Here is an 18,943-nt window from a genome sequence, read left to right as displayed (position 1 = left end):
CGCAGCCCTTCGGCCCCGGAGCGGACAGGACTCCGACCGAGGACGGACGCGTACACCGGAGTGCCACCGCCCGCAGCCGGCGGCCCGCGGCAAAAGCGTTAGCCAGGATTTTCCTGGGGATGAGATCCTGGGTCCCGTATGTCTACGCATCCCGCCCCCGCCCTCGGCGCCCTCGCCTCCCGCCTGAACGAGTTGTCGCTGCGTGACGCGCACCGGCTCGGCCGCAGGCTCGAAGGCGCGCGCAAGATTCGCAAGCCGGAGGCGCGTGCCGCCGTTCTCGCCGAGGTCGAGGGCGAGGTCGGGAAGGCCGAGGAGCGCATGTCCGCCCGGCGTTCCCGGGTGCCGGCGATCGGCTATCCCGAGCAGTTGCCGGTCAGCCAGAAGAAGGACGAGATCGCCGACGCGATCCGCGCTCACCAGGTCGTCATCGTCGCCGGTGAGACGGGGTCCGGGAAGACCACGCAGATCCCGAAGATCTGCATGGAGCTGGGCCGGGGTGTGCGGGGCATGATCGGGCACACTCAGCCCCGCCGGATCGCCGCCCGTACCGTCGCCGAGCGTGTGGCGGAGGAGCTGGACACCCCGCTCGGTGCGGCCGTCGGCTGGAAGGTGCGGTTCACCGACCAGGTGGATCCCGACGCCACGTTCGTGAAGCTGATGACGGACGGCATCCTGCTCGCCGAGATCCAGACCGACCGCGAGCTGCGGGCCTACGACACGATCATCATCGACGAGGCCCACGAGCGGTCCCTCAACATCGACTTCCTGCTGGGCTATCTCGCGCAGCTGCTGCCGCGGCGACCGGACCTCAAGGTCGTCATCACCTCGGCCACCATCGATCCCGAGCGCTTCTCCCGGCACTTCGGTGACGCCCCGATCGTCGAGGTCAGCGGGCGGACGTATCCCGTGGAGGTGCGGTACCGGCCGCTGCTGGAGGAGGACTCCGACGACGCCGACCGGGACCAGATCACCGCGATCACGGACGCGGTGGAGGAACTCATGGCCGAGGGGTCCGGGGACATCCTCGTCTTCCTCTCGGGGGAGCGGGAGATCCGCGACACGGCCGACGCGCTCAACAAGAAGAACTACCGGTTCACCGAGGTGCTGCCGCTGTACGCCCGGCTGTCGCACGCCGAGCAGCACCGGGTCTTCCAGCCGCACACCGGCCGCAGGATCGTCCTGGCGACCAACGTCGCCGAGACCTCCCTGACCGTCCCCGGCATCAAGTACGTCATCGACCCCGGCTTCGCCCGGATCTCCCGGTACAGCCACCGCACCAAGGTGCAGCGGCTGCCGATCGAGCCGGTCTCGCAGGCCAGCGCCAACCAGCGCAAGGGCCGCTGCGGGCGTACGTCCGACGGCATCTGCATCCGGCTCTACGGCGAGGACGACTTCCTCACCCGTCCGGAGTTCACGGACGCGGAGATCCTGCGCACCAACCTCGCCTCCGTCATCCTCCAGATGACCGCGGCCGGCCTCGGCGACATCGAGAAGTTCCCGTTCATCGACCCGCCGGACCACCGCAACATCCGTGACGGCGTGCAGCTGCTCCAGGAGCTGGGCGCGCTGGACCCGGCGCAGAAGGACCCCCGCAAACGGCTCACGGAGACCGGCCGCAAGCTCGCCCAGCTGCCGGTCGACCCGCGTCTGGCCCGTATGGTGCTGGAGGCCGACCGCAACGGCTGCGTCCGCGAGGTCATGGTGATCGCCGCCGCGCTGTCCATCCAGGACCCGCGCGAGCGTCCCGCCGAGAAGCAGGCCCAGGCCGATCAGCAGCACGCCCGCTTCCGGGACGAGACCAGCGACTTCCTCGCCTACCTCAACCTGTGGCGCTACATCCGCGAGCAGCAGAAGGAGCGGGGCTCCTCGTCGTTCCGGCGCATGTGCAAGCAGGAGTTCCTGAACTTCCTGCGTATTCGCGAATGGCAGGACATCTACAGCCAGTTGCGCACGGTCGCCAAGCAGATGGGCATCCATCTGGACGACCAGGACGCGCCCGCCGACCGGATCCACGTCTCGCTGCTGGCCGGTCTGCTCTCGCACGTCGGCATGAAGGACGTGAAGGAGTCCAAGGACTCCGGGCCCGGCGCGCGCAAGGACGGCGGCCGGAACGAGTACCTGGGTGCCCGCAACGCCAAGTTCGCGATCTTCCCTGGCTCGGCGCTGTTCAAGAAGCCGCCGCGCTTCGTGATGTCCGCCGAGCTCGTCGAGACCTCCCGGCTGTGGGCCCGCGTCAACGCGAGGATCGAACCGGAGTGGGTCGAGCCACTGGCCGGGCACCTGCTGAAGCGGACCTACAGCGAACCGCACTGGGAGAAGGACCAGGCGGCGGTGATGGCGTACGAGAAGGTCACGCTGTACGGCGTTCCGATCGTCGCCCAGCGGAAGGTGAACTACGGGCGGATCGACGCGGAGCTCAGCCGGGAGCTGTTCATCCGCAACGCGCTCGTCGAGGGCGACTGGCGCACGCACCACAAGTTCTTCGCCGACAACCGCAGGCTCCTCAGCGAGGTGGAGGAGCTGGAGCACCGGGCCCGGCGCCGGGACATCGTCGTGGACGACGAGACGCTGTTCGACTTCTACGACCGGCGGGTGCCCGAACACGTCGTGTCCGGGGCGCACTTCGACTCCTGGTGGAAGCGCAAGCGGAACGAGCAGCCGGACTTCCTGGACTTCGAGCGGGAGATGCTCATCCGGGAGTCGGCGGAGGCGGTCACCAAGGCCGACTATCCGGATTCCTGGCGGCAGGAGAACCTCAAGTTCCGGGTGACGTACCAGTTCGAGCCGGGCGCGGACGCGGACGGCGTGACCGTCCACATCCCGTTGCAGGTGCTGAACCAGGTCACGGACGAGGGCTTCGACTGGCAGATCCCGGGGCTGCGCGAGGAGGTCGTCACCGAGCTGATCCGCTCGCTGCCCAAGCCCATCCGCCGCAACTACGTTCCGGCGCCGAACTACGCGAAGGCGTTCCTGGAGTCGGCGGTGCCGTTGCAGGAGCCGCTGACCACCACCATGGCGCGGGAGCTGAAGCGCATGGTCGGTGTGCCCTTCGAGGCCGAGGACTTCGACTGGTCCAGGGTCCCCGACCATTTGAAGATCACCTTCCGGATCGTCGACGAGCGGCGCCGCAAGCTGGCCGAGGACAAGGACCTCCAGGCGCTGAAGCTGCAGCTGAAGCCCAGGGCGCGCCAGGCCCTGTCGCAGGCCGCCGCGGCGACCGCGGAGCGGCAGGGCGGAGAGTCCCTGGAGCGCAAGGGCCTGACCGACTGGACCATCGGCACGCTCACCCGGGTCTTCGAGACCCGCCGGGCCGGCCAGCCGGTGAAGGCCTTCCCGGCGCTCGTCGACGACGGCGACACCGTCTCCGTACGGCTCTTCGACACCGAGGCCGAGCAGGCCGAGGCGATGTGGCGGGGCACGCGGCGGCTGATCCTGCGCAACATCCCGGTCAACCCGGCGAAGTTCGCGTCCGAAAAGCTGAGCAACCAGCAGAAGCTCGCTCTCTCGGCGAACCCGCACGGCTCGATCCAGGCGCTGTTCGACGACTGCGCGACGGCGGCGGCGGACCGGCTGATCGCGGACTTCGGCGGGCCGGTCTGGGACGAGGAGTCGTACCGGAAGCTGTACGACAAGGTGCGTGCCGACATCGTGGACACGACCGTGCGGACGGTGGGCCAGGTGCAGCAGGTGCTGGCCGCCTGGCAGGCCTGTGAGCGGCGTCTGAAGGCCGTACGCAGCCCCGCGCTGCTGCCGAACCTGGCGGACCTGCGGGCTCAGCTGGACGGCCTGGTGAAGCCCGGCTTCGTCACGGCGTCCGGGGTACGGCGTCTGCCGGACCTGATGCGCTATCTGGTGGCCGCCGACCGCCGCCTCCAGCAGATGCCGACGAACGTCCAGCGGGACACCACGCGCATGGAGAAGGTCCACGAGATGCGGGACGAGTACGCGTGGCTGCTCGAGCAGATGCCGCGGGGCCGGCCGGTGCCGTCCTCGGTCCTGGACATCCGCTGGATGATCGAGGAGCTGCGGGTGAGCTACTTCGCGCACGCGCTGGGCACGGCGTATCCGGTCTCGGACAAGCGGATCGTGAAGGCGATCGACGCGGCCGTGCCGTGATGGCACGTGCACGCTAAGTGAGTTCGACCCCGGGCTCCTGCTCCTGTACAGTCTCTTCTCGCAGCGCAACGCACGAATGGCGCCGCGAAACCTGGTCCTGTGGAGCAGTTTGGAGTGCTCGCCACCCTGTCAAGGTGGAGGCCGCGGGTTCAAATCCCGTCAGGACCGCATTGTCAAGAGGGCCCGACCCCCCGAGGGGGTTCGGGCCCTCTTCTCGTGTGCTCGCATACTCCGTCCGCGCGGCCCCTTCCGGAGGGGCGGAGGGGCCCTGTGGCGGCCTGTGGCGCGCCGCCGTGTCTTGACGGCGTCACATTCCCTCGGTACCCAAGGAGCAGGTTCCCTCAGTACCCAAGGAGCAGGCTCCGCTCCCCTGCGGTCCACTGGAGGTGGCGTATGGCGGCATCGGCCAGGCACGAGACGCGGGCGCTGCTCCGCGCACATCTCGCGGCAGCCTCGTCGTACCGCCATCTCACGCGCCGCTGCGCCGTCTGCCGTCAGCTGCTGCGACTGGAGATGGCCGGCGCCCCGTGGGCGGCCCCAGGCGCCGCGGAGGAGCCGGTGGAGGACGAGAGCCCCTCGACGGCGTGAACCGCCCCGGGGTGCACCTCGAATCCCGAACTCCCTTGCAGGCGTGGGGCGATGGAACCGGAGCTTCCACTAGCGCAGAGACACGGCCGGCAACAAGCGCCTCGGCATGTGACGGGTGTCACCGAATGGGTTTCTGAAAGTGCGGTACTTACGCCCGCCCTACACAGGGTCAATTTAATATGTGCAATTGCACCGCCCTGTGTGTTGCTCCACAGATGATCCGCCGAGCCTCCCCAGACTCCGACAAGCCCGCTCACAGAGCCACCCCGCGGGCTCCGGAAGGCACACAAAAAAGATCGCGCTGGACCCGGCGGAGTCCAGCGCGATCGACGACGCACCCTTGTTCACTTGCCTGCGGAGCTCAGACGGCTTGGGCGTGGGGCCTGTTGGGGCAGGACCCGTGTCGCTTGGAGCTGCGGTTCCGGGCGCCTCGGCCAGTGGGGGACCAGCCGGTTCGTCCGGTTATTCGGTTGTTCAGGCCTCGCTGCGCTGCTGCGGAATACCCGCGAGCAGTGCGCGGACCTCAGCCTCGCGGTATCGGCGGTGCCCGCCGAGCGTGCGGATCGACGTGAGCTTGCCGGCCTTCGCCCAGCGCGTGACCGTCTTGGGGTCGACGCGGAACATGGTGGCGACCTCAGCCGGGGTCAGCAGCGGCTCGGCATCAGGGGTGCGAGCGGTCATGAGCGGCCTCCTCGGGAGAACCGAACCTTCTCGGTTCTTTCCTCTAAATTCTGCACCTTGACCCGCGTTGCCCGAAATGGCGGACGCGAGTCGAGTCGGTTATAGGACGAACGGCTTGTCCTCGGCACTACAACTACACCATCTGTCCAGCCGCGTCGGCCAAACCGATGGAATTGCCCTCCCAGGTGTTCATCAGCGACGGAAGCCGATGGACCATGCCATAGCGGACAGTCACGCGACTGTGACGATCAGTCACAGCACGATCAGGAGTCGCCAGACCCCCCAAAGAGTGCAATGCGGAGATTCCACCCACAGTGGAGCACAGTTGGACGGATGGAGCCCTCCCCGGACTCCTTGTCCTATTTTGGCACGAGGAGTGGCAAGCGGCGCAAGGGTCGGGTAAGTGCCGTCCGTCACCCTTGATGCAAACGCCCGGATCGGAACCTACGTCCCGTCAGCTCCCGGAAACGCCCTCGACGGTACGCCGTTCACCATCCGTTCAACCGTGATCTGCGTCACCCCGGACACGAGGTCGCCCGAGGTCGCGCGAGGTCGGACGGGGTCGGACGGGGTCGGACCTGGCGTGGCGTCAGTTCGCGGAGCGCCGGTCGCGTACCGCCCGCCAGCGCTCCACGAGCCGCCCGTACGCCTCTCCCGCGGCCGCCCCGTCGCCCTGGCGCAGCGCCTCGATGCCCTCGGCCACATCGGCGGCCGAGTGGTCGCCCTCCAACTCGCCGACCGGCAGCGCGTGCACCAGCCCGCCGTAGTCCAGCTCCACCAGCGAGCGCGGATGGAACTCCTCCAGCCAGCGTCCGACGTCCACCAGGCCGTCGATCAGCGGCCCCTCGTCGATGGCGTCCTTGAGCGCCCGCAGCCCGCGCGCCACCCGCCGCCGCGCCTGCACCATCGGCGTCCGGTAGCGCAGCACCGGCACGTCGCCACCGAAGCCGCCGGGGTCCCCGGCCGCACCGGAGCCCTTGACGTACTCCCGCTCCTCGTCGGAGACCAGCACGAACCAGTTCAGCGGCACCTGCCAGGTCGCGGTGCGGATCCAGGGACGGGCGTCGGGGTTGTCGGCCAGCCAGCGCTCGTAGTCCTGGGTGGCCTGGCGACGCACCACCGGCGGCAGGACCGCGTCCAGCACGGCGGCCGGGAACTCCTCGGCGAGGTCGCCCAGGGCCTGCCAGCCGCGCAGCCGGGTACGCCAAGGGCAGACGCAGACCACCCCGTCGACGTCGAGCACGAACGCGTCCGGGCTCTCGTGCACCGGAACCGGCACCGGCGGGGTGGGCAGCAGGTCGGCCAGTGAGCGGCGCAGTTCGTCCTGGTAGGAGGGGCGGTCGGGGCGGCGGGCATAGCGCGCCCAGTGGCTGCGCTCCGGCTCCGGGAAGGCGGCCAGCGGCTCGTAGACGCGCAAGTAGGTCGCGTACGGGACGACCACGGAGGACACCTTGGGCACGCCTGCTCCCTCCCCACCGGACCGGACCCGAAACCCGCCCGGCCCGCACCCGGGTGGACGGAAAACCACTGCAAATCGTCCCACGCCCGGGTGGCGGCGTACTCCGGGGGAGGGTGATCCCCACCACCAGGGTCATGGAAGGCGGGGTCAGGGTCTAATCTCCTGCTGAGCGGCCCACCGGCCGCCGCACACCACCCCTCCTCCCGCCTCCGCCACCACAACGCGCGGGGGTCTTCGGAGGGCCAGTCCCCGCTCGCCGCTACTTCCCCGGGAGTCACCACCGTGACCGACGTGACCAACGGCGTCCTGCACACCCTGTTCCACTCGGAGCAGGGGGGTCATGAGCAAGTCGTGCTCTGTCAGGACCGCGCCAGCGGCCTCAAGGCCGTCATCGCCATCCACTCCACCGCTCTGGGCCCCGCGCTCGGCGGTACGCGCTTCTACCCGTACGCGAACGAGGAGCAGGCCGTCGCCGACGCGCTGAACCTCGCGCGCGGCATGTCGTACAAGAACGCCATGGCCGGCCTCCGTCACGGCGGTGGCAAGGCCGTGATCATCGGTGACCCGGAGCAGATCAAGACCGAGGAACTGCTGCTCGCCTATGGGCGGTTCGTCGCCTCGCTCGGCGGGCGCTACGTCACCGCCTGCGACGTCGGCACGTACGTGGCCGACATGGACCTCGTGGCGCGCGAGTGCCGCTGGACCACCGGCCGCTCGCCCGAGAACGGCGGCGCCGGCGACTCCTCGGTGCTGACCTCCTTCGGTGTCTACCAGGGCATGCGCGCCTCCGCCCAGCACCTGTGGGGCGACCCGTCGCTGCGTGACCGCAAGGTCGGCATCGCCGGCGTCGGCAAGGTCGGGCACCACCTCGTCGAGCACCTGCTCAAGGAGGGCGCCCAGGTCGTGATCACGGACGTCCGGCAGGACGCCGTGCGGCGCATCGTCGACAAGCACCCCGCGGTTCAGGTGGCGGCCGACACCGACGCGCTGATCCGCACCGAGGGGCTGGACGTCTACGCCCCCTGCGCGCTCGGCGGCGCTCTGAACGACGACACCGTGCCGGTGCTGACCGCCAAGGTGGTGTGCGGCGCGGCCAACAACCAGCTCGCCCACCCGGGTGTCGAGAAGGATCTGGCCGACCGCTCGATCCTCTACGCGCCGGACTACGTGGTGAACGCCGGCGGTGTCATCCAGGTCGCCGACGAGCTGAACGGCTTCGACTTCGACCGGTGCAAGGCGAAGGCGTCGGAGATCTTCGACACCACGCTGGCCATATTCGCACGTGCGAAGGAAGACGGAATTCCGCCGGCCGCCGCGGCCGACCGGATCGCCGAGCAGCGGATGTCGGAGGCCAGGGCCGCCAAGGCCGCCAAGGCCGCCAAGGCCGTCGGGGACGCCCGGGCCGCGGGCTGACGGTACGGCGGACGTCGCGCGTCCGCGCGGTACCTGCCGGTGGACAGTTGGAGAGAACTCTCACTTCCACCGGCGGGTCGTCTGCGGATAAGTGGTTAAAATCGCCATTGACCAGCAAGGACAGGCTTCCTCGACGGTCCTGTGCACACGCGCGTCCGGTGGGCGACGTACCGTATGGGCGTGGGCTCAGGTACCGTGGAAGCCCTACGGACCGGTCTCTCCACGGAGAGCCCGTTCCGGATCATGAACGCGTGTCAGACTCTGGGGCCGTTGAGCCCCGTCGTTGAGGGGGTCGAGCCATGGGGCGCGGCCGGGCCAAGGCCAAGCAGACGAAGGTCGCCCGCCAGCTGAAGTACAACAGCGGTGGGACGGATCTCTCACGCCTGGCCGAGGAGCTGGGCGCATCGACGTCGAATCAGTCACCGAACGGTGACCGTTTCGAGGACGATGAGCATGACGACGACCTGTACTCACGGTACGCCGAGTTGTACGAGGACGACGACGAGGACGAGGACGACAACTCCTCGCGGCAGCACCGTCGCGGCGCATAGCGTCCGCGGCGGCTCAGCCGTTTCCTGCGTGCCGTAGGCATCGCACCTCACCCGGTCCGGGGCTCACGCACCGGACCGGGTTTCGTGCGCCCGCCGACGCCCATGGGGCGCCGGCGGCCGGAGCGTGCCGGTCACGCTGCGGTTCACGCGTGGTCCCCCACCAGGGCCGCGCCCGTGGTGTGCTCGCCGCGGTCGGTGATCTCGCCGGCCACCCAGGCGTCGAGCCCGCGGTCGGCCAGGGTGGCGAGGGCCACGTCGACCGACTCCTCGGGCACGATCGCGATCATGCCCACGCCCATGTTGAGGGTCTTCTCCAGCTCCAGCCGCTCGACGTCGCCGGTCTTGGCGACCAGGTCGAAGACGGGGGCCGGGGTCCAGGTGGAGCGGTCGACCACGGCGTGCAGGCCGTCCGGGATCACCCGGGCCAGGTTGGCGGCGAGACCGCCGCCGGTGACGTGGCTGAAGGCGTGTACCTCGGTGGTGCGGATCAGCGCCAGGCAGTCCAGCGAGTAGATCCTGGTCGGCTCCAGCAGCTCCTCGCCGAGGGTGCGGCCGAGGTCCTCGACGTGCGCCTCCAGCGGCAGCCCGGCCCGGTCCAGCAGCACGTGCCTGACCAGGGAGTACCCGTTGGAGTGAAGCCCGGAGGCCGCCATGGCGATCACCGCGTCACCCGTACGGATGCGATCCGGGCCGAGCAGCCGGTCCGCCTCCACGACGCCCGTACCGGCGCCGGCAACGTCGAAGTCGTCCTCGCCGAGCAGGCCCGGGTGTTCCGCCGTCTCGCCGCCGATCAGCGCGCAGCCGGCCAGGACGCAGCCTTCGGCGATGCCCTTGACGATGGCGGCGACCCGCTCGGGGTGGACCTTGCCGACGCAGATGTAGTCGGTCATGAACAGCGGCTCGGCGCCGCACACGACGATGTCGTCCATGACCATGGCGACCAGGTCGTGGCCGATGGTGTCGTACACGCCGAGCCGGCGGGCGATGTCGACCTTGGTGCCGACGCCGTCCGTGGCGGAGGCGAGCAGCGGGCGCTCGTAGCGCTTGAGGGCGGAGGCGTCGAAGAGGCCGGCGAAGCCGCCGAGGCCGCCGAGCACCTCGGGGCGGCCGGTCTTCTTCACCCACTCCTTCATGAGCTCTACGGCGCGGTCGCCCGCCTCGATGTCGACGCCCGCGCTCGCGTAGCTGGCGCCAGTGGTCTCGGAAGACATGACCTTGGGAACCTTCGTGTCGTCTTGCGTGCTTACGGGCGGCGGATCGCGTCGGCCGCGGCCGTGGCGGCCGGCCCGGCGGCCAGCTCGGACTCCAGCAGCTGTTTGCCGAGCAGCTCGGGGTCGGGCAGCTCCATCGGGTACTCGCCGTCGAAGCAGGCGCGGCACAGGTTCGGCTTGGCGATGGTGGTCGCCTCGATCATGCCGTCGATGGAGATGTACGCCAGCGAGTCGGCGCCCAGCGAGGTGCCGATCTCGTCGATGCTCATGCCGTTGGCGATGAGCTCGGCCCGGGTGGCGAAGTCGATGCCGAAGAAGCAGGGCCACTTCACCGGCGGCGAGGAGATCCGGATGTGCACCTCGGCGGCGCCGGCCTCGCGAAGCATCCGTACCAGGGCCCGCTGTGTGTTGCCGCGCACGATCGAGTCGTCGACGACGACCAGGCGCTTGCCCTTGATGACTTCCTTCAGCGGGTTCAGCTTCAGGCGGATGCCGATCTGGCGGATGGTCTGCGAGGGCTGGATGAAGGTGCGGCCGACGTAGGCGTTCTTCACCAGGCCGCTGCCGAAGGGGATGCCGGACGCCTCCGCGTAGCCGATGGCGGCGGGGGTGCCGGACTCCGGGGTGGCTATGACGAGGTCGGCGTCGGCGGGGGCCTCCTTCGCCAGGCGGCGGCCCATCTCGACGCGGGAGAGGTAGACGTTCCGGCCGGCGATGTCGGTGTCCGGGCGGGCCAGGTACACGTACTCGAAGACACAGCCCTTGGGCTTCGCTTCCGCGAATCGGGACGTGCGCAGACCGTTCTCGTCGATGGCGACGAACTCGCCGGGCTCGATCTCCCGGACGAAGCTGGCACCGGTGATGTCCAGCGCGGCGGTCTCCGAGGCGACGACCCAGCCGCGCTCCAGGCGGCCAAGGACCAGCGGGCGGATGCCCTGCGGGTCACGGGCGGCGTAGAGGGTGTGCTCGTCCATGAAGACGAGGCTGAAGGCGCCCTTGACCTGCGGCAGGACGGTGTGGGCCGCCTCCTCGATGGTCAGCGGCTTGCCGTCGGCGTCGACCTGGGCGGCCAGCAGGGCCGTGAGCAGGTCGGTGTCGTTGGTGGCCGCGACGCGGGTGGAGCGCCCGTTGTTGTCCTTCGGCAGGTCGGCGACCAGCTCGGCAAGCCGGGCGGTGTTGACCAGGTTCCCGTTGTGGCCGAGAGCGATCGATCCGTGCGCGGTGGCACGGAACGTCGGCTGGGCGTTCTCCCACACGGAGGCGCCGGTGGTCGAGTAGCGGGCGTGTCCGACCGCGATATGACCTTGGAGGGAGCCGAGCGAGGTCTCGTCGAAGACCTGGGAAACCAGTCCCATGTCCTTGAAGACGAGGATCTGGGAGCCGTTGCTGACCGCGATACCCGCGGATTCCTGGCCCCGATGCTGGAGGGCGTAGAGCCCGAAGTACGTGAGTTTTGCGACCTCTTCACCCGGAGCCCAGACACCGAAGACGCCGCACGCGTCCTGGGGGCCCTTCTCACCGGGGAGCAGGTCGTGGTTGAGTCGTCCGTCACCACGTGGCACGGCTCCGAGTGTAGGCGAGGTCGACCACTGGTCCGAATTGGGGGATGCGCGCCGGTCCGGTACCGCTCTCGTGCCGCTTCCCGAGCCCTGTCGTCGTTTTAGCAGGTCAGAGAGCTGAATCGATGATCCATCCGCTGACGGAGGTGCCGCCGGGAAGGTACTGCGGACTTTTCCGGGGTGGCCATGAGTGAGGTGTCGCACATCATTCGGGCCGTGAACGCCGTGGGGAGCGGGTTCAGGCCAGGAGCGGAAGCAGCCCACTGAGGTCGGCCCGCTCCCCGCTCGCGCTGACCTCGGCGGACGCCACGGCGTCCTGCCACGCCAGCCGGCCGGCGGCCAGCCGGACCCAGGTCAGCGGGTCGGTCTCGACGACGTTGGGCGGGGTGCCGCGGGTGTGCCGGGGGCCCTGCACGCACTGCACGACGGCGTACGGCGGGATGCGCACCTCGGTCGATCCGCCGGGCGCGCGGGCGGCGAGCGCGTCGGCCAGCAGCCGGGTGGCGGCGGCCAGCGCCTGGCGGTCGTAGGGGATGTCCAGGCCCGGCACGGCGGCGTTCAGGTCGTCGGTGTGGACGACGAGTTCGACGGCGCGGGTGACGACGTAGTCGGCCAGCGGCAGGGCGCCCGCGCTGGTGCCGAGCAGCCGGGTGCCGGGGTGCCCGCCGACAGCGGCCGTGAAGTTCCGCTCGGCGGCGTCGAGGTAGGCGACGAGGTCGGGGTTGCGGTCGGCGAGTTCGCGGGCGTGTGCCGCGATGGCCGGGGCGTCGGCGCCGATGGCCGACGGCCAGTCGAGCAGAGTGCCGTCCTGCCGGGCAGGCTCGGGCCGGTCGAGCAGCCGGCCGACGGCCGACAGGACCATGCCGACGTGGGCGGCCAGATCCCGCACGGTCCAGTCACCGAGCCGCGTGGGCAGCGCGAGCTGCTCGGGAGACAGCGTGCGTACGGCGTCCCGCACATGACCGAACTGCGCCAGCACGGCGGCGCGGGTCTTGCCGGGGTCGTAGGTCCGGGTGCGCTTCTTGACCGTGGGCATGGCGGCGAGCCTATGCCTTCACGGCTTGGCCACCTCGGCCTGTGACCGGCGACCGCGCCCGTGCGGAACGCACAGGCGGGCCCCGCCCTGGACCGGGCGGGGCCCGCACCGCGTATGCCGAGGTGGCTTACGCCAGCAGCGCCGGGATCGTTCCCTCGTGGGCCTCGCGCAGTTCGGTCAGGGGCAGCTCGAACTCGCCCTGGACCTCGATCGCGTCGCCGTCCACGACACCGATGCGGGTGACGGGCAGGCCACGCGCGCCGCACATGTCGTTGAAGCGGACCTCCTCGGAGCGCGGCACGGCGACGATCGCGCGGCCGGCCGACTCCGACAGGAGGAAGGTGAACGCGTCCAGGCCGTCGGGTACGACCAGACGCGCGCCCTTGCCGCCCAGAAGGGCGGACTCCACGACCGCCTGCACGAGGCCGCCGTCGGACAGGTCGTGCGCGGAGTCGATCATGCCGTCGCGGGAGGCGGAGATCAGGATCTCGGCCAGCAGCCGCTCACGCTCCAGGTCGACCTTCGGGGGCAGGCCGCCGAGGTGGTCGTGGACCACCTGCGACCAGGCCGAGCCGCCGAACTCCTCGCGGGTGTCGCCGAGGAGGTACAGCAGCTGGCCCTCCTCCTGGAAGGCGACCGGGGTGCGGCGGGAGACGTCGTCGATCACACCGAGGACGGCGACTACCGGGGTCGGGTGGATGGCGGCCTCGCCCGTCTGGTTGTAGAGCGAGACGTTGCCGCCGGTCACCGGGGTGCCCAACTGCTTGCAGCCGTCCGCCAGACCGCGCACGGCCTCCGCGAACTGCCACATCACGGCCGGGTCCTCGGGCGAGCCGAAGTTCAGGCAGTCGGAGACCGCCAGCGGCTTCGCGCCCGTGGTGGCGACGTTGCGGTACGCCTCCGCCAGCGCGAGCTGGGCGCCCGTGTACGGGTCGAGCTTGGCGTAGCGGCCGTTGCCGTCGGTGGCGAGGGCGACGCCGAGGCCGGTCTCCTCGTCGATCCGGATCATGCCGGAGTCCTCGGGCATGGCCAGGACGGTGTTGCCCTGCACGAAGTGGTCGTACTGCTGGGTGATCCACTTCTTGGACGCCTGGTTCGGGGACGCCACGAGCTTCAGGACCTGGTCCTTCAGCTCCTCGGCCGTCCGCGGGCGCGGCAGCTTGTTCGCGTCGTCGGCCTGGAGGGCGTCCTGCCACTGGGGGCGCGCGTACGGGCGCTCGTAGACCGGGCCCTCGTGGGCGACCGTGCGCGGGTCGACGTCGACGATCTTGCCGCCGTGCCAGTAGATCTCCAGCCGGTCGCCGTCGGTCACCTCGCCGATGACGGTGGCGATGACGTCCCACTTCTCGCAGATCTCCAGGAAGCGGTCGACCTTCTCCGGTTCGACCACCGCGCACATGCGCTCCTGCGACTCGCTCATGAGGATCTCCTCGGGCGAGAGCGTGGAGTCGCGCAGGGGGACGTCGTCCAGGGTGACGCGCATGCCGCCGGAGCCGTTGGAGGCCAGTTCGCTCGTCGCGCAGGACAGGCCGGCCGCGCCGAGGTCCTGGATGCCGACGACCAGCTTCTCGGCGAAGGCCTCCAGGGTGCACTCGATGAGCAGCTTCTCCTGGAAGGGGTCGCCGACCTGGACCGCGGGGCGCTTGGACGGCTTGGCGTCGTCGAAGGTCTCCGAGGCGAGGATCGACGCGCCGCCGATGCCGTCGCCGCCCGTGCGGGCGCCGTACAGGATGACCTTGTTGCCCGTGCCCGAGGCCTTGGCCAGGTGGATGTCCTCGTGCCGCATCACGCCGATGCAGCCCGCGTTGACCAGCGGGTTGCCCTGGTAGCAGGCGTCGAAGACGACCTCGCCGCCGATGTTGGGCAGGCCCAGGCAGTTGCCGTAGCCGCCGATGCCCGCCACCACGCCGGGGAGCACCCGCTTGGTGTCGGGGTGGTCGGCGGCGCCGAAGCGCAGCGGGTCGACGACGGCGACCGGGCGCGCGCCCATCGCGATGATGTCGCGCACGATGCCGCCGACGCCCGTGGCCGCGCCCTGGTAGGGCTCGACGTAGGAGGGGTGGTTGTGCGACTCGACCTTGAAGGTGACCGCGTAGCCCTGGCCCACGTCCACCACACCGGCGTTCTCGCCGATGCCGACGAGCAGGGCGTCGTTCTCGGGGGCCTTCTCGCCGAACTGGCGCAGGTGGACCTTGGAGGACTTGTACGAGCAGTGCTCGGACCACATCACGGAGTACATGGCGAGCTCGGCGCCGGTCGGGCGGCGGCCCAGGATCTCCACGACCCGCTCGTACTCGTCCTTCTTCAGACCGAGTTCGGCCCAGGGCAGCTCGACGTCGGGGGTCGCGGCCGCGTGCTCGACCGTGTCCAGAGGCGTCCTGCTCATGCGGTGACCAGCTTCTTGAGGATCGAGGTGAAGAAGGGCAGGCCGTCGGTACGTCCCGTACCGATCAGCGGCTCGGTGGCGTGCTCGGGGTGCGGCATGAGGCCCACGACGTTGCCGGCCTCGTTGGTGATGCCGGCGATGTCCCGCAGGGAGCCGTTGGGGTTGCCGTCCAGGTACCGGAAGGCGACGCGGCCCTCCGCCTCCAGCTTGTCCAGCGTGTACGCGTTGGCGACGTACCTGCCGTCCATGTTCTTCAGCGGGATGTGGATCTCCTGGCCGGCGGTGTAGTCGCTCGTCCAGGCGGTCGACGCGTTCTCCACCCGCAGCTTCTGGTCGCGGCAGATGAAGTGCAGGTGGTCGTTGCCGAGCATCGCGCCCGGGAGGAGGTGGGCCTCGGTGAGGACCTGGAAGCCGTTGCAGATGCCGAGCACCGGCAGGCCGGCCCTCGCCTGCTCGATGACGGTCCCCATCACCGGCGAGAAGCGGGAGATGGCGCCGGCCCGCAGGTAGTCGCCGTAGGAGAAACCGCCCGGCAGGACGACCGCGTCGACCTGCTTGAGGTCCTTGTCCCGGTGCCAGAGGGCGACCGGTTCGGCGCCGGCGAGACGGATCGCCCGCTGGGTGTCACGGTCGTCCAGGCTGCCCGGGAAAGTGACGACGCCAATACGAGCGGTCACTTCGCGGCCCCCGCGACTACGTCATCGGACTCGACCTTGACGGTGAAGTCCTCGATCACGGTGTTGGCGAGGAAGGATTCGGCAAGATCGTGAATGCGGGCGAGCGCGGCCTCGTCGACGGGCCCGTCCACTTCCAGTTCGAATCGCTTTCCCTGACGGACGTCGGAGATGCCTTCGAAACCCAGCCGCGGCAGTGCGCGCTGCACCGCCTGGCCCTGGGGGTCGAGGATCTCCGGCTTGAGCATGACGTCGACTACGACGCGTGCCACTGGCACTCCCGGTGTGTGGTGCTGAGCAGGTTCCTTCAGACTACCCGCACAAAATTTCTACGCGAGTAGACTCGTAGGAATCTACGTGACGCCCGTCACGGCCCCACACCGTTGGGCGGTCTTCGTGAAAAGTTCTGGGAAAGTTCGGTGTTCGGCGACCGATCCGGTATTGCACCGGGACACGCGGACAGATTTAGTCGGGCTTCCCATTGCAATGCCTGGCACTGTACAAATGAATTGGCAACAGCCGATACTTTTCCCGATAACAGGCGGACAGTCGGCATCTCCGAACATCTCCGCACGTCATGCATGGCATGGCGGAGCAGGTGAGCCACAGAGGTGTCGCACGAAGGGACCGATATTCGTGGCGCAGCGTGTCGTGGTCACTCTCTTTGACGACATCGACGGCTCGGAAGCGGCGGAGACGATCGCCTTCGGACTGGACGGCAAGTTCTACGAGATCGACCTGAACCAAGCCAATGCCAAGAAACTGCGTAAGGTGCTCGCGCCGTACGTGGAAGCCGGCCGCAAACGGTCGAAGTCGGGCAAGACCTACCGGCAGACGGAGGTCGCCCCCGATCCCGCCGCCGTCCGCGCCTGGGCGCAGGCCCACAAAATGGACGTGCCAGCCCGCGGCCGCATCCCCAAGAAGGTCTACGAGGCGTTCAGCGCGGCCCAGTGACGGCCGCTCCCGAAGGCGCCCGACCGTGGCCCAGGGCCCGTCAGTGGGCCCTGGGGACAACCGACTTGCGCACACCCCCTGTTGATCAGCTAATGTCTGGAGCACGCCGAGGGGCGAGGCCGGAAGGCCGAAACCCACGGAGTCCATGCGGGTGTAGTTCAGTAGTAGAACATCCCCCTTCCAGGGGGAAGGCGCAGTGTGCAATTCCTGTCACCCGCTCTGCACCGCCGGTCCCGACCACTGCTGTGGATCAGGTAGGCTGGTGCTCGCGCCGATCGGTGGGAGCCGGTCGGAGGCAATGCGGACGTAGCTCAGTTGGTAGAGCGCAACCTTGCCAAGGTTGAGGTCGCGAGTTCGAGCCTCGTCGTCCGCTCGGGAAAAAGACCCCGGTCCATCGGACCGGGGTCTTTTCGTTGTCCCCGGGATCCGCCCTGGTCCGCGGTATCCACCCCGGTCCGCGCTGTCTCCCGGTCCGCTCTGACATTTGTCATGCCGGGTGATGACACCGCGCACTGCTGTGGCGCCCCGGCCGCCGGGACGCTGGATCCATGGACACGGACGAGCACGTGATTGAGGTGACCGGCCTCCAGCGGGTGTACGAGGGCGGATTCGAGGCGGTGCGCGGTATCTCCTTCCACGTGGCCCCGGGCGAGATCTTCGCGCTGCTGGGCACCAACGGCGCCGGCAAGACCTCGACGGTCGAACTCCTGGAGGGCCTGGCGGCACCGACCTCGGGGCGCGTACGGGTGCTCGGACACGACCCGTACGCCGAGCGGGCGCTGGTGCGGCCGCGCATCGGGGTGATGCTCCAGGAGGGCGGCTTCCCCTCCGAGCTGACCGTCGCCGAGACCGCGCGGATGTGGGCGGGCTGTGTCAGCGGGGCCCGCCCGCCCCACGAGGTGCTGGCGCTGGTCGGACTCGAGCGGCGGACGGACGTACGGGTCAAGCAGCTGTCCGGCGGCGAACGGCGCCGCCTGGACCTGGCGCTCGCGCTGCTCGGCGAGCCCGAGGTGCTGTTCCTGGACGAGCCGACAACCGGGCTGGACGCCGAAGGACGCCGGGACACCTGGGAGTTGGTGCGGGCGCTGCGCGACGGCGGGACGACCGTGCTGCTCACCACGCACTACCTGGAGGAGGCCGAAGGGCTCGCCGACCGGATCGCGATCCTGCACGAGGGACGCATCGCGGCCGCCGGGACCCCGGCCGAGGTGACCGCCGCACAGCCGTCCCGGATCTCCTTCGAACTACCCATGGGCTTCTTCCTGGGCGACCTGCCCCCGCTCGCCGAACTGGGCGTGTGCGATCACGAGTTGGACGGCCGCGCCGTACGGCTGCGCACCCACGAACTCCAGCGGACCGCCACGGAACTGCTGCTGTGGGCCCGGCGGGTCGGGGTCGAACTGCGCGCGCTCGACGTGCGGTCGGCCTCGCTGGAGGAGGCGTTCCTCGGCATCGCGCGGGACGCCGCCGCGCCTCGGACGAAGGGGTCCATGGAGCACAAGGAGCACAAGGAGCACGCAGCATGAGCGCCGCCGTCACCACCCCCGCCGGCCGGATGGCCGCGCTCGCACGCGCCGAGCTGGCCCTGCTGGCCCGCAGCCGGAGCGCCCTGGTGGCGGGCGTGCTCCTGCCGCTGGTGCTGCCGTTCAGCGTGCGGACGGCGGCCGCGCAGATGAACCTGAAGGACGCCGGGCTGACCATCGGGCTGGTCATCCTGCCCGCCGCGATCGGCTTCTCCCTGCTGTTCGCCGTGTACTCCACCCTCGTCAGCGTGTTCGTCTCCCGGCGCGAGCAACTGGTCCTCAAGCGGCTGCGCACGGGCGAGCTGCGGGACGCCGAGATCCTCACCGGGGCCGCGCTGCCGGCCGTCGCCACCGGCCTCGTCCAGTGCCTGCTGTTGACCGGCGCGTGCACCGCGCTGCTCCACGTCCCCGCCCCGGGCGCGCCCCACCTCGCCGTCGTCGGGCTTCTGTCGGGTCTGCTGCTCAGCGTGCTGCTGGCGGCCGTCACCGCGAGCTTCACCCGGACCACCGAGAGCTCCCAGGTCACCTCGCTCCCGCTGCTGATCGTCTCGATGGTGGGCTCCGGGCTGACCGTGCCGCTGGAGCTGCTGCCCGAGCGGCTGGCCCGGTTCTGCGAGCTGCTGCCGCTGACTCCGGTGATCACGCTGGTGCGCGGCGGCTGGACCGGAGACCTGAGCGTCTACGACACCCTTCGGGCCCTGGCCGTCGCGCTCGCCTGGATCGCGATCGCGGTGTTTGCTGTACGGCGCCGGTTCCGCTGGGAGCCGAGGCGCTGAGACGTGGCATGAGAGG

Annotated in this window: 15 protein-coding genes and 3 tRNA genes; 10 read left to right on the top strand and 8 right to left on the bottom strand. The window is 69.8% G+C overall.

What is annotated here, in order from left to right:
* Positions 1–138: 138 nt before the first annotated feature.
* The 3 genes from hrpA (at position 139) to ACIQFZ_RS31335 (ending at position 4,704) form a co-directional block, all read left to right on the top strand.
* On the top strand, positions 139–4,116 hold the full coding sequence (gene hrpA, locus ACIQFZ_RS31345) for an ATP-dependent RNA helicase HrpA (RefSeq protein ID WP_402692798.1): 3,978 nt from the start codon (positions 139–141) through the stop codon (positions 4,114–4,116).
* Between the two features lie 93 nt (positions 4,117–4,209).
* A tRNA-Asp gene (locus ACIQFZ_RS31340) sits at positions 4,210–4,284 on the top strand.
* A 225-nt stretch (positions 4,285–4,509) separates the two neighbouring features.
* Positions 4,510–4,704: a DUF6274 family protein gene (locus tag ACIQFZ_RS31335; RefSeq protein WP_402692797.1), complete on the top strand. Its 195-nt coding sequence runs from the start codon at positions 4,510–4,512 to the stop codon at positions 4,702–4,704.
* Between the two features lie 474 nt (positions 4,705–5,178).
* Here the strand turns inward: ACIQFZ_RS31335 and bldC are convergent, their stop codons facing one another.
* Both bldC and ACIQFZ_RS31325 read right to left on the bottom strand, forming a co-directional pair.
* The gene (gene bldC / locus ACIQFZ_RS31330; protein ID WP_003949541.1) at positions 5,179–5,385 is read right to left on the bottom strand and encodes a developmental transcriptional regulator BldC; all 207 of its coding nucleotides are present in this window, start codon (positions 5,383–5,385) and stop codon (positions 5,179–5,181) included.
* A gap of 589 nt (positions 5,386–5,974) precedes the next feature.
* A complete protein-coding gene (locus tag ACIQFZ_RS31325; RefSeq protein WP_365420877.1) occupies positions 5,975–6,844 on the bottom strand; it encodes a hypothetical protein in 870 nt (289 codons plus the stop codon).
* A 282-nt stretch (positions 6,845–7,126) separates the two neighbouring features.
* Between ACIQFZ_RS31325 and ACIQFZ_RS31320 the strand changes: the two genes are divergently transcribed.
* Both ACIQFZ_RS31320 and ACIQFZ_RS31315 read left to right on the top strand, forming a co-directional pair.
* On the top strand, positions 7,127–8,257 hold the full coding sequence (locus ACIQFZ_RS31320) for a Leu/Phe/Val dehydrogenase (protein WP_402692796.1): 1,131 nt from the start codon (positions 7,127–7,129) through the stop codon (positions 8,255–8,257).
* Positions 8,258–8,556: 299 nt separating this feature from the next.
* On the top strand, positions 8,557–8,808 hold the full coding sequence (locus ACIQFZ_RS31315; RefSeq protein ID WP_361419022.1) for a DUF3073 domain-containing protein: 252 nt from the start codon (positions 8,557–8,559) through the stop codon (positions 8,806–8,808).
* 143 nt (positions 8,809–8,951) lie between these two features.
* Here ACIQFZ_RS31315 and purM read toward each other — a convergent pair whose 3' ends face one another.
* From purM to purS, 6 genes are all read right to left on the bottom strand, one after another.
* The gene (gene purM / locus ACIQFZ_RS31310) at positions 8,952–10,019 is read right to left on the bottom strand and encodes a phosphoribosylformylglycinamidine cyclo-ligase (protein WP_365420870.1); all 1,068 of its coding nucleotides are present in this window, start codon (positions 10,017–10,019) and stop codon (positions 8,952–8,954) included.
* A gap of 32 nt (positions 10,020–10,051) precedes the next feature.
* Positions 10,052–11,581 (bottom strand): amidophosphoribosyltransferase, encoded by a 1,530-nt coding sequence (gene purF / locus ACIQFZ_RS31305; RefSeq protein WP_365420868.1) that lies wholly within the window; start codon positions 11,579–11,581, stop codon positions 10,052–10,054.
* A 235-nt stretch (positions 11,582–11,816) separates the two neighbouring features.
* Positions 11,817–12,614 carry a sterol carrier family protein gene (locus tag ACIQFZ_RS31300; RefSeq protein ID WP_402692795.1) on the bottom strand — a complete coding sequence of 266 codons (798 nt, stop codon included), beginning with the start codon at positions 12,612–12,614 and terminating at the stop codon, positions 11,817–11,819.
* A gap of 127 nt (positions 12,615–12,741) precedes the next feature.
* A complete protein-coding gene (gene purL / locus ACIQFZ_RS31295) occupies positions 12,742–15,000 on the bottom strand; it encodes a phosphoribosylformylglycinamidine synthase subunit PurL (protein ID WP_365420862.1) in 2,259 nt (752 codons plus the stop codon).
* Positions 14,997–15,677 (bottom strand): phosphoribosylformylglycinamidine synthase subunit PurQ, encoded by a 681-nt coding sequence (gene purQ / locus ACIQFZ_RS31290; protein ID WP_402692794.1) that lies wholly within the window; start codon positions 15,675–15,677, stop codon positions 14,997–14,999. Before purQ ends, purL begins: the two co-directional genes overlap by 4 nt.
* Positions 15,674–15,946, bottom strand: a complete 273-nt coding sequence (purS, locus tag ACIQFZ_RS31285) for a phosphoribosylformylglycinamidine synthase subunit PurS (RefSeq protein ID WP_190176121.1) — start codon at positions 15,944–15,946, stop codon at positions 15,674–15,676. Before purS ends, purQ begins: the two co-directional genes overlap by 4 nt.
* A gap of 364 nt (positions 15,947–16,310) precedes the next feature.
* On the opposite strand from purS, the gene ACIQFZ_RS31280 reads away from it, so the two are divergent.
* The 5 genes from ACIQFZ_RS31280 (at position 16,311) to ACIQFZ_RS31260 (ending at position 18,927) form a co-directional block, all read left to right on the top strand.
* Complete coding sequence (locus tag ACIQFZ_RS31280; RefSeq protein ID WP_365420856.1) at positions 16,311–16,628, top strand: Lsr2 family protein; 318 nt, start codon at positions 16,311–16,313, stop codon at positions 16,626–16,628.
* 147 nt (positions 16,629–16,775) lie between these two features.
* Positions 16,776–16,847 (top strand) — tRNA-Gly (locus ACIQFZ_RS31275).
* Positions 16,848–16,928: 81 nt separating this feature from the next.
* Positions 16,929–17,001: transfer RNA gene (locus ACIQFZ_RS31270), tRNA-Gly, on the top strand.
* Between the two features lie 175 nt (positions 17,002–17,176).
* Positions 17,177–18,154, top strand: a complete 978-nt coding sequence (locus ACIQFZ_RS31265) for an ABC transporter ATP-binding protein (RefSeq protein WP_402692793.1) — start codon at positions 17,177–17,179, stop codon at positions 18,152–18,154.
* Positions 18,151–18,927: an ABC transporter permease gene (locus ACIQFZ_RS31260; protein WP_365420850.1), complete on the top strand. Its 777-nt coding sequence runs from the start codon at positions 18,151–18,153 to the stop codon at positions 18,925–18,927. The genes ACIQFZ_RS31265 and ACIQFZ_RS31260 overlap by 4 nt, the downstream gene beginning before the upstream one ends.
* Positions 18,928–18,943: the final 16 nt, after the last annotated feature.

It is taken from the genome of Streptomyces sp. NPDC093064, from assembly GCF_044754605.1.
In the GTDB taxonomy this organism is placed as follows: domain Bacteria; phylum Actinomycetota; class Actinomycetes; order Streptomycetales; family Streptomycetaceae; genus Streptomyces.
The sequence above is the reverse complement of the archived record's forward strand: the minus strand, read 5'-3'. Positions and strand labels throughout refer to the sequence as shown.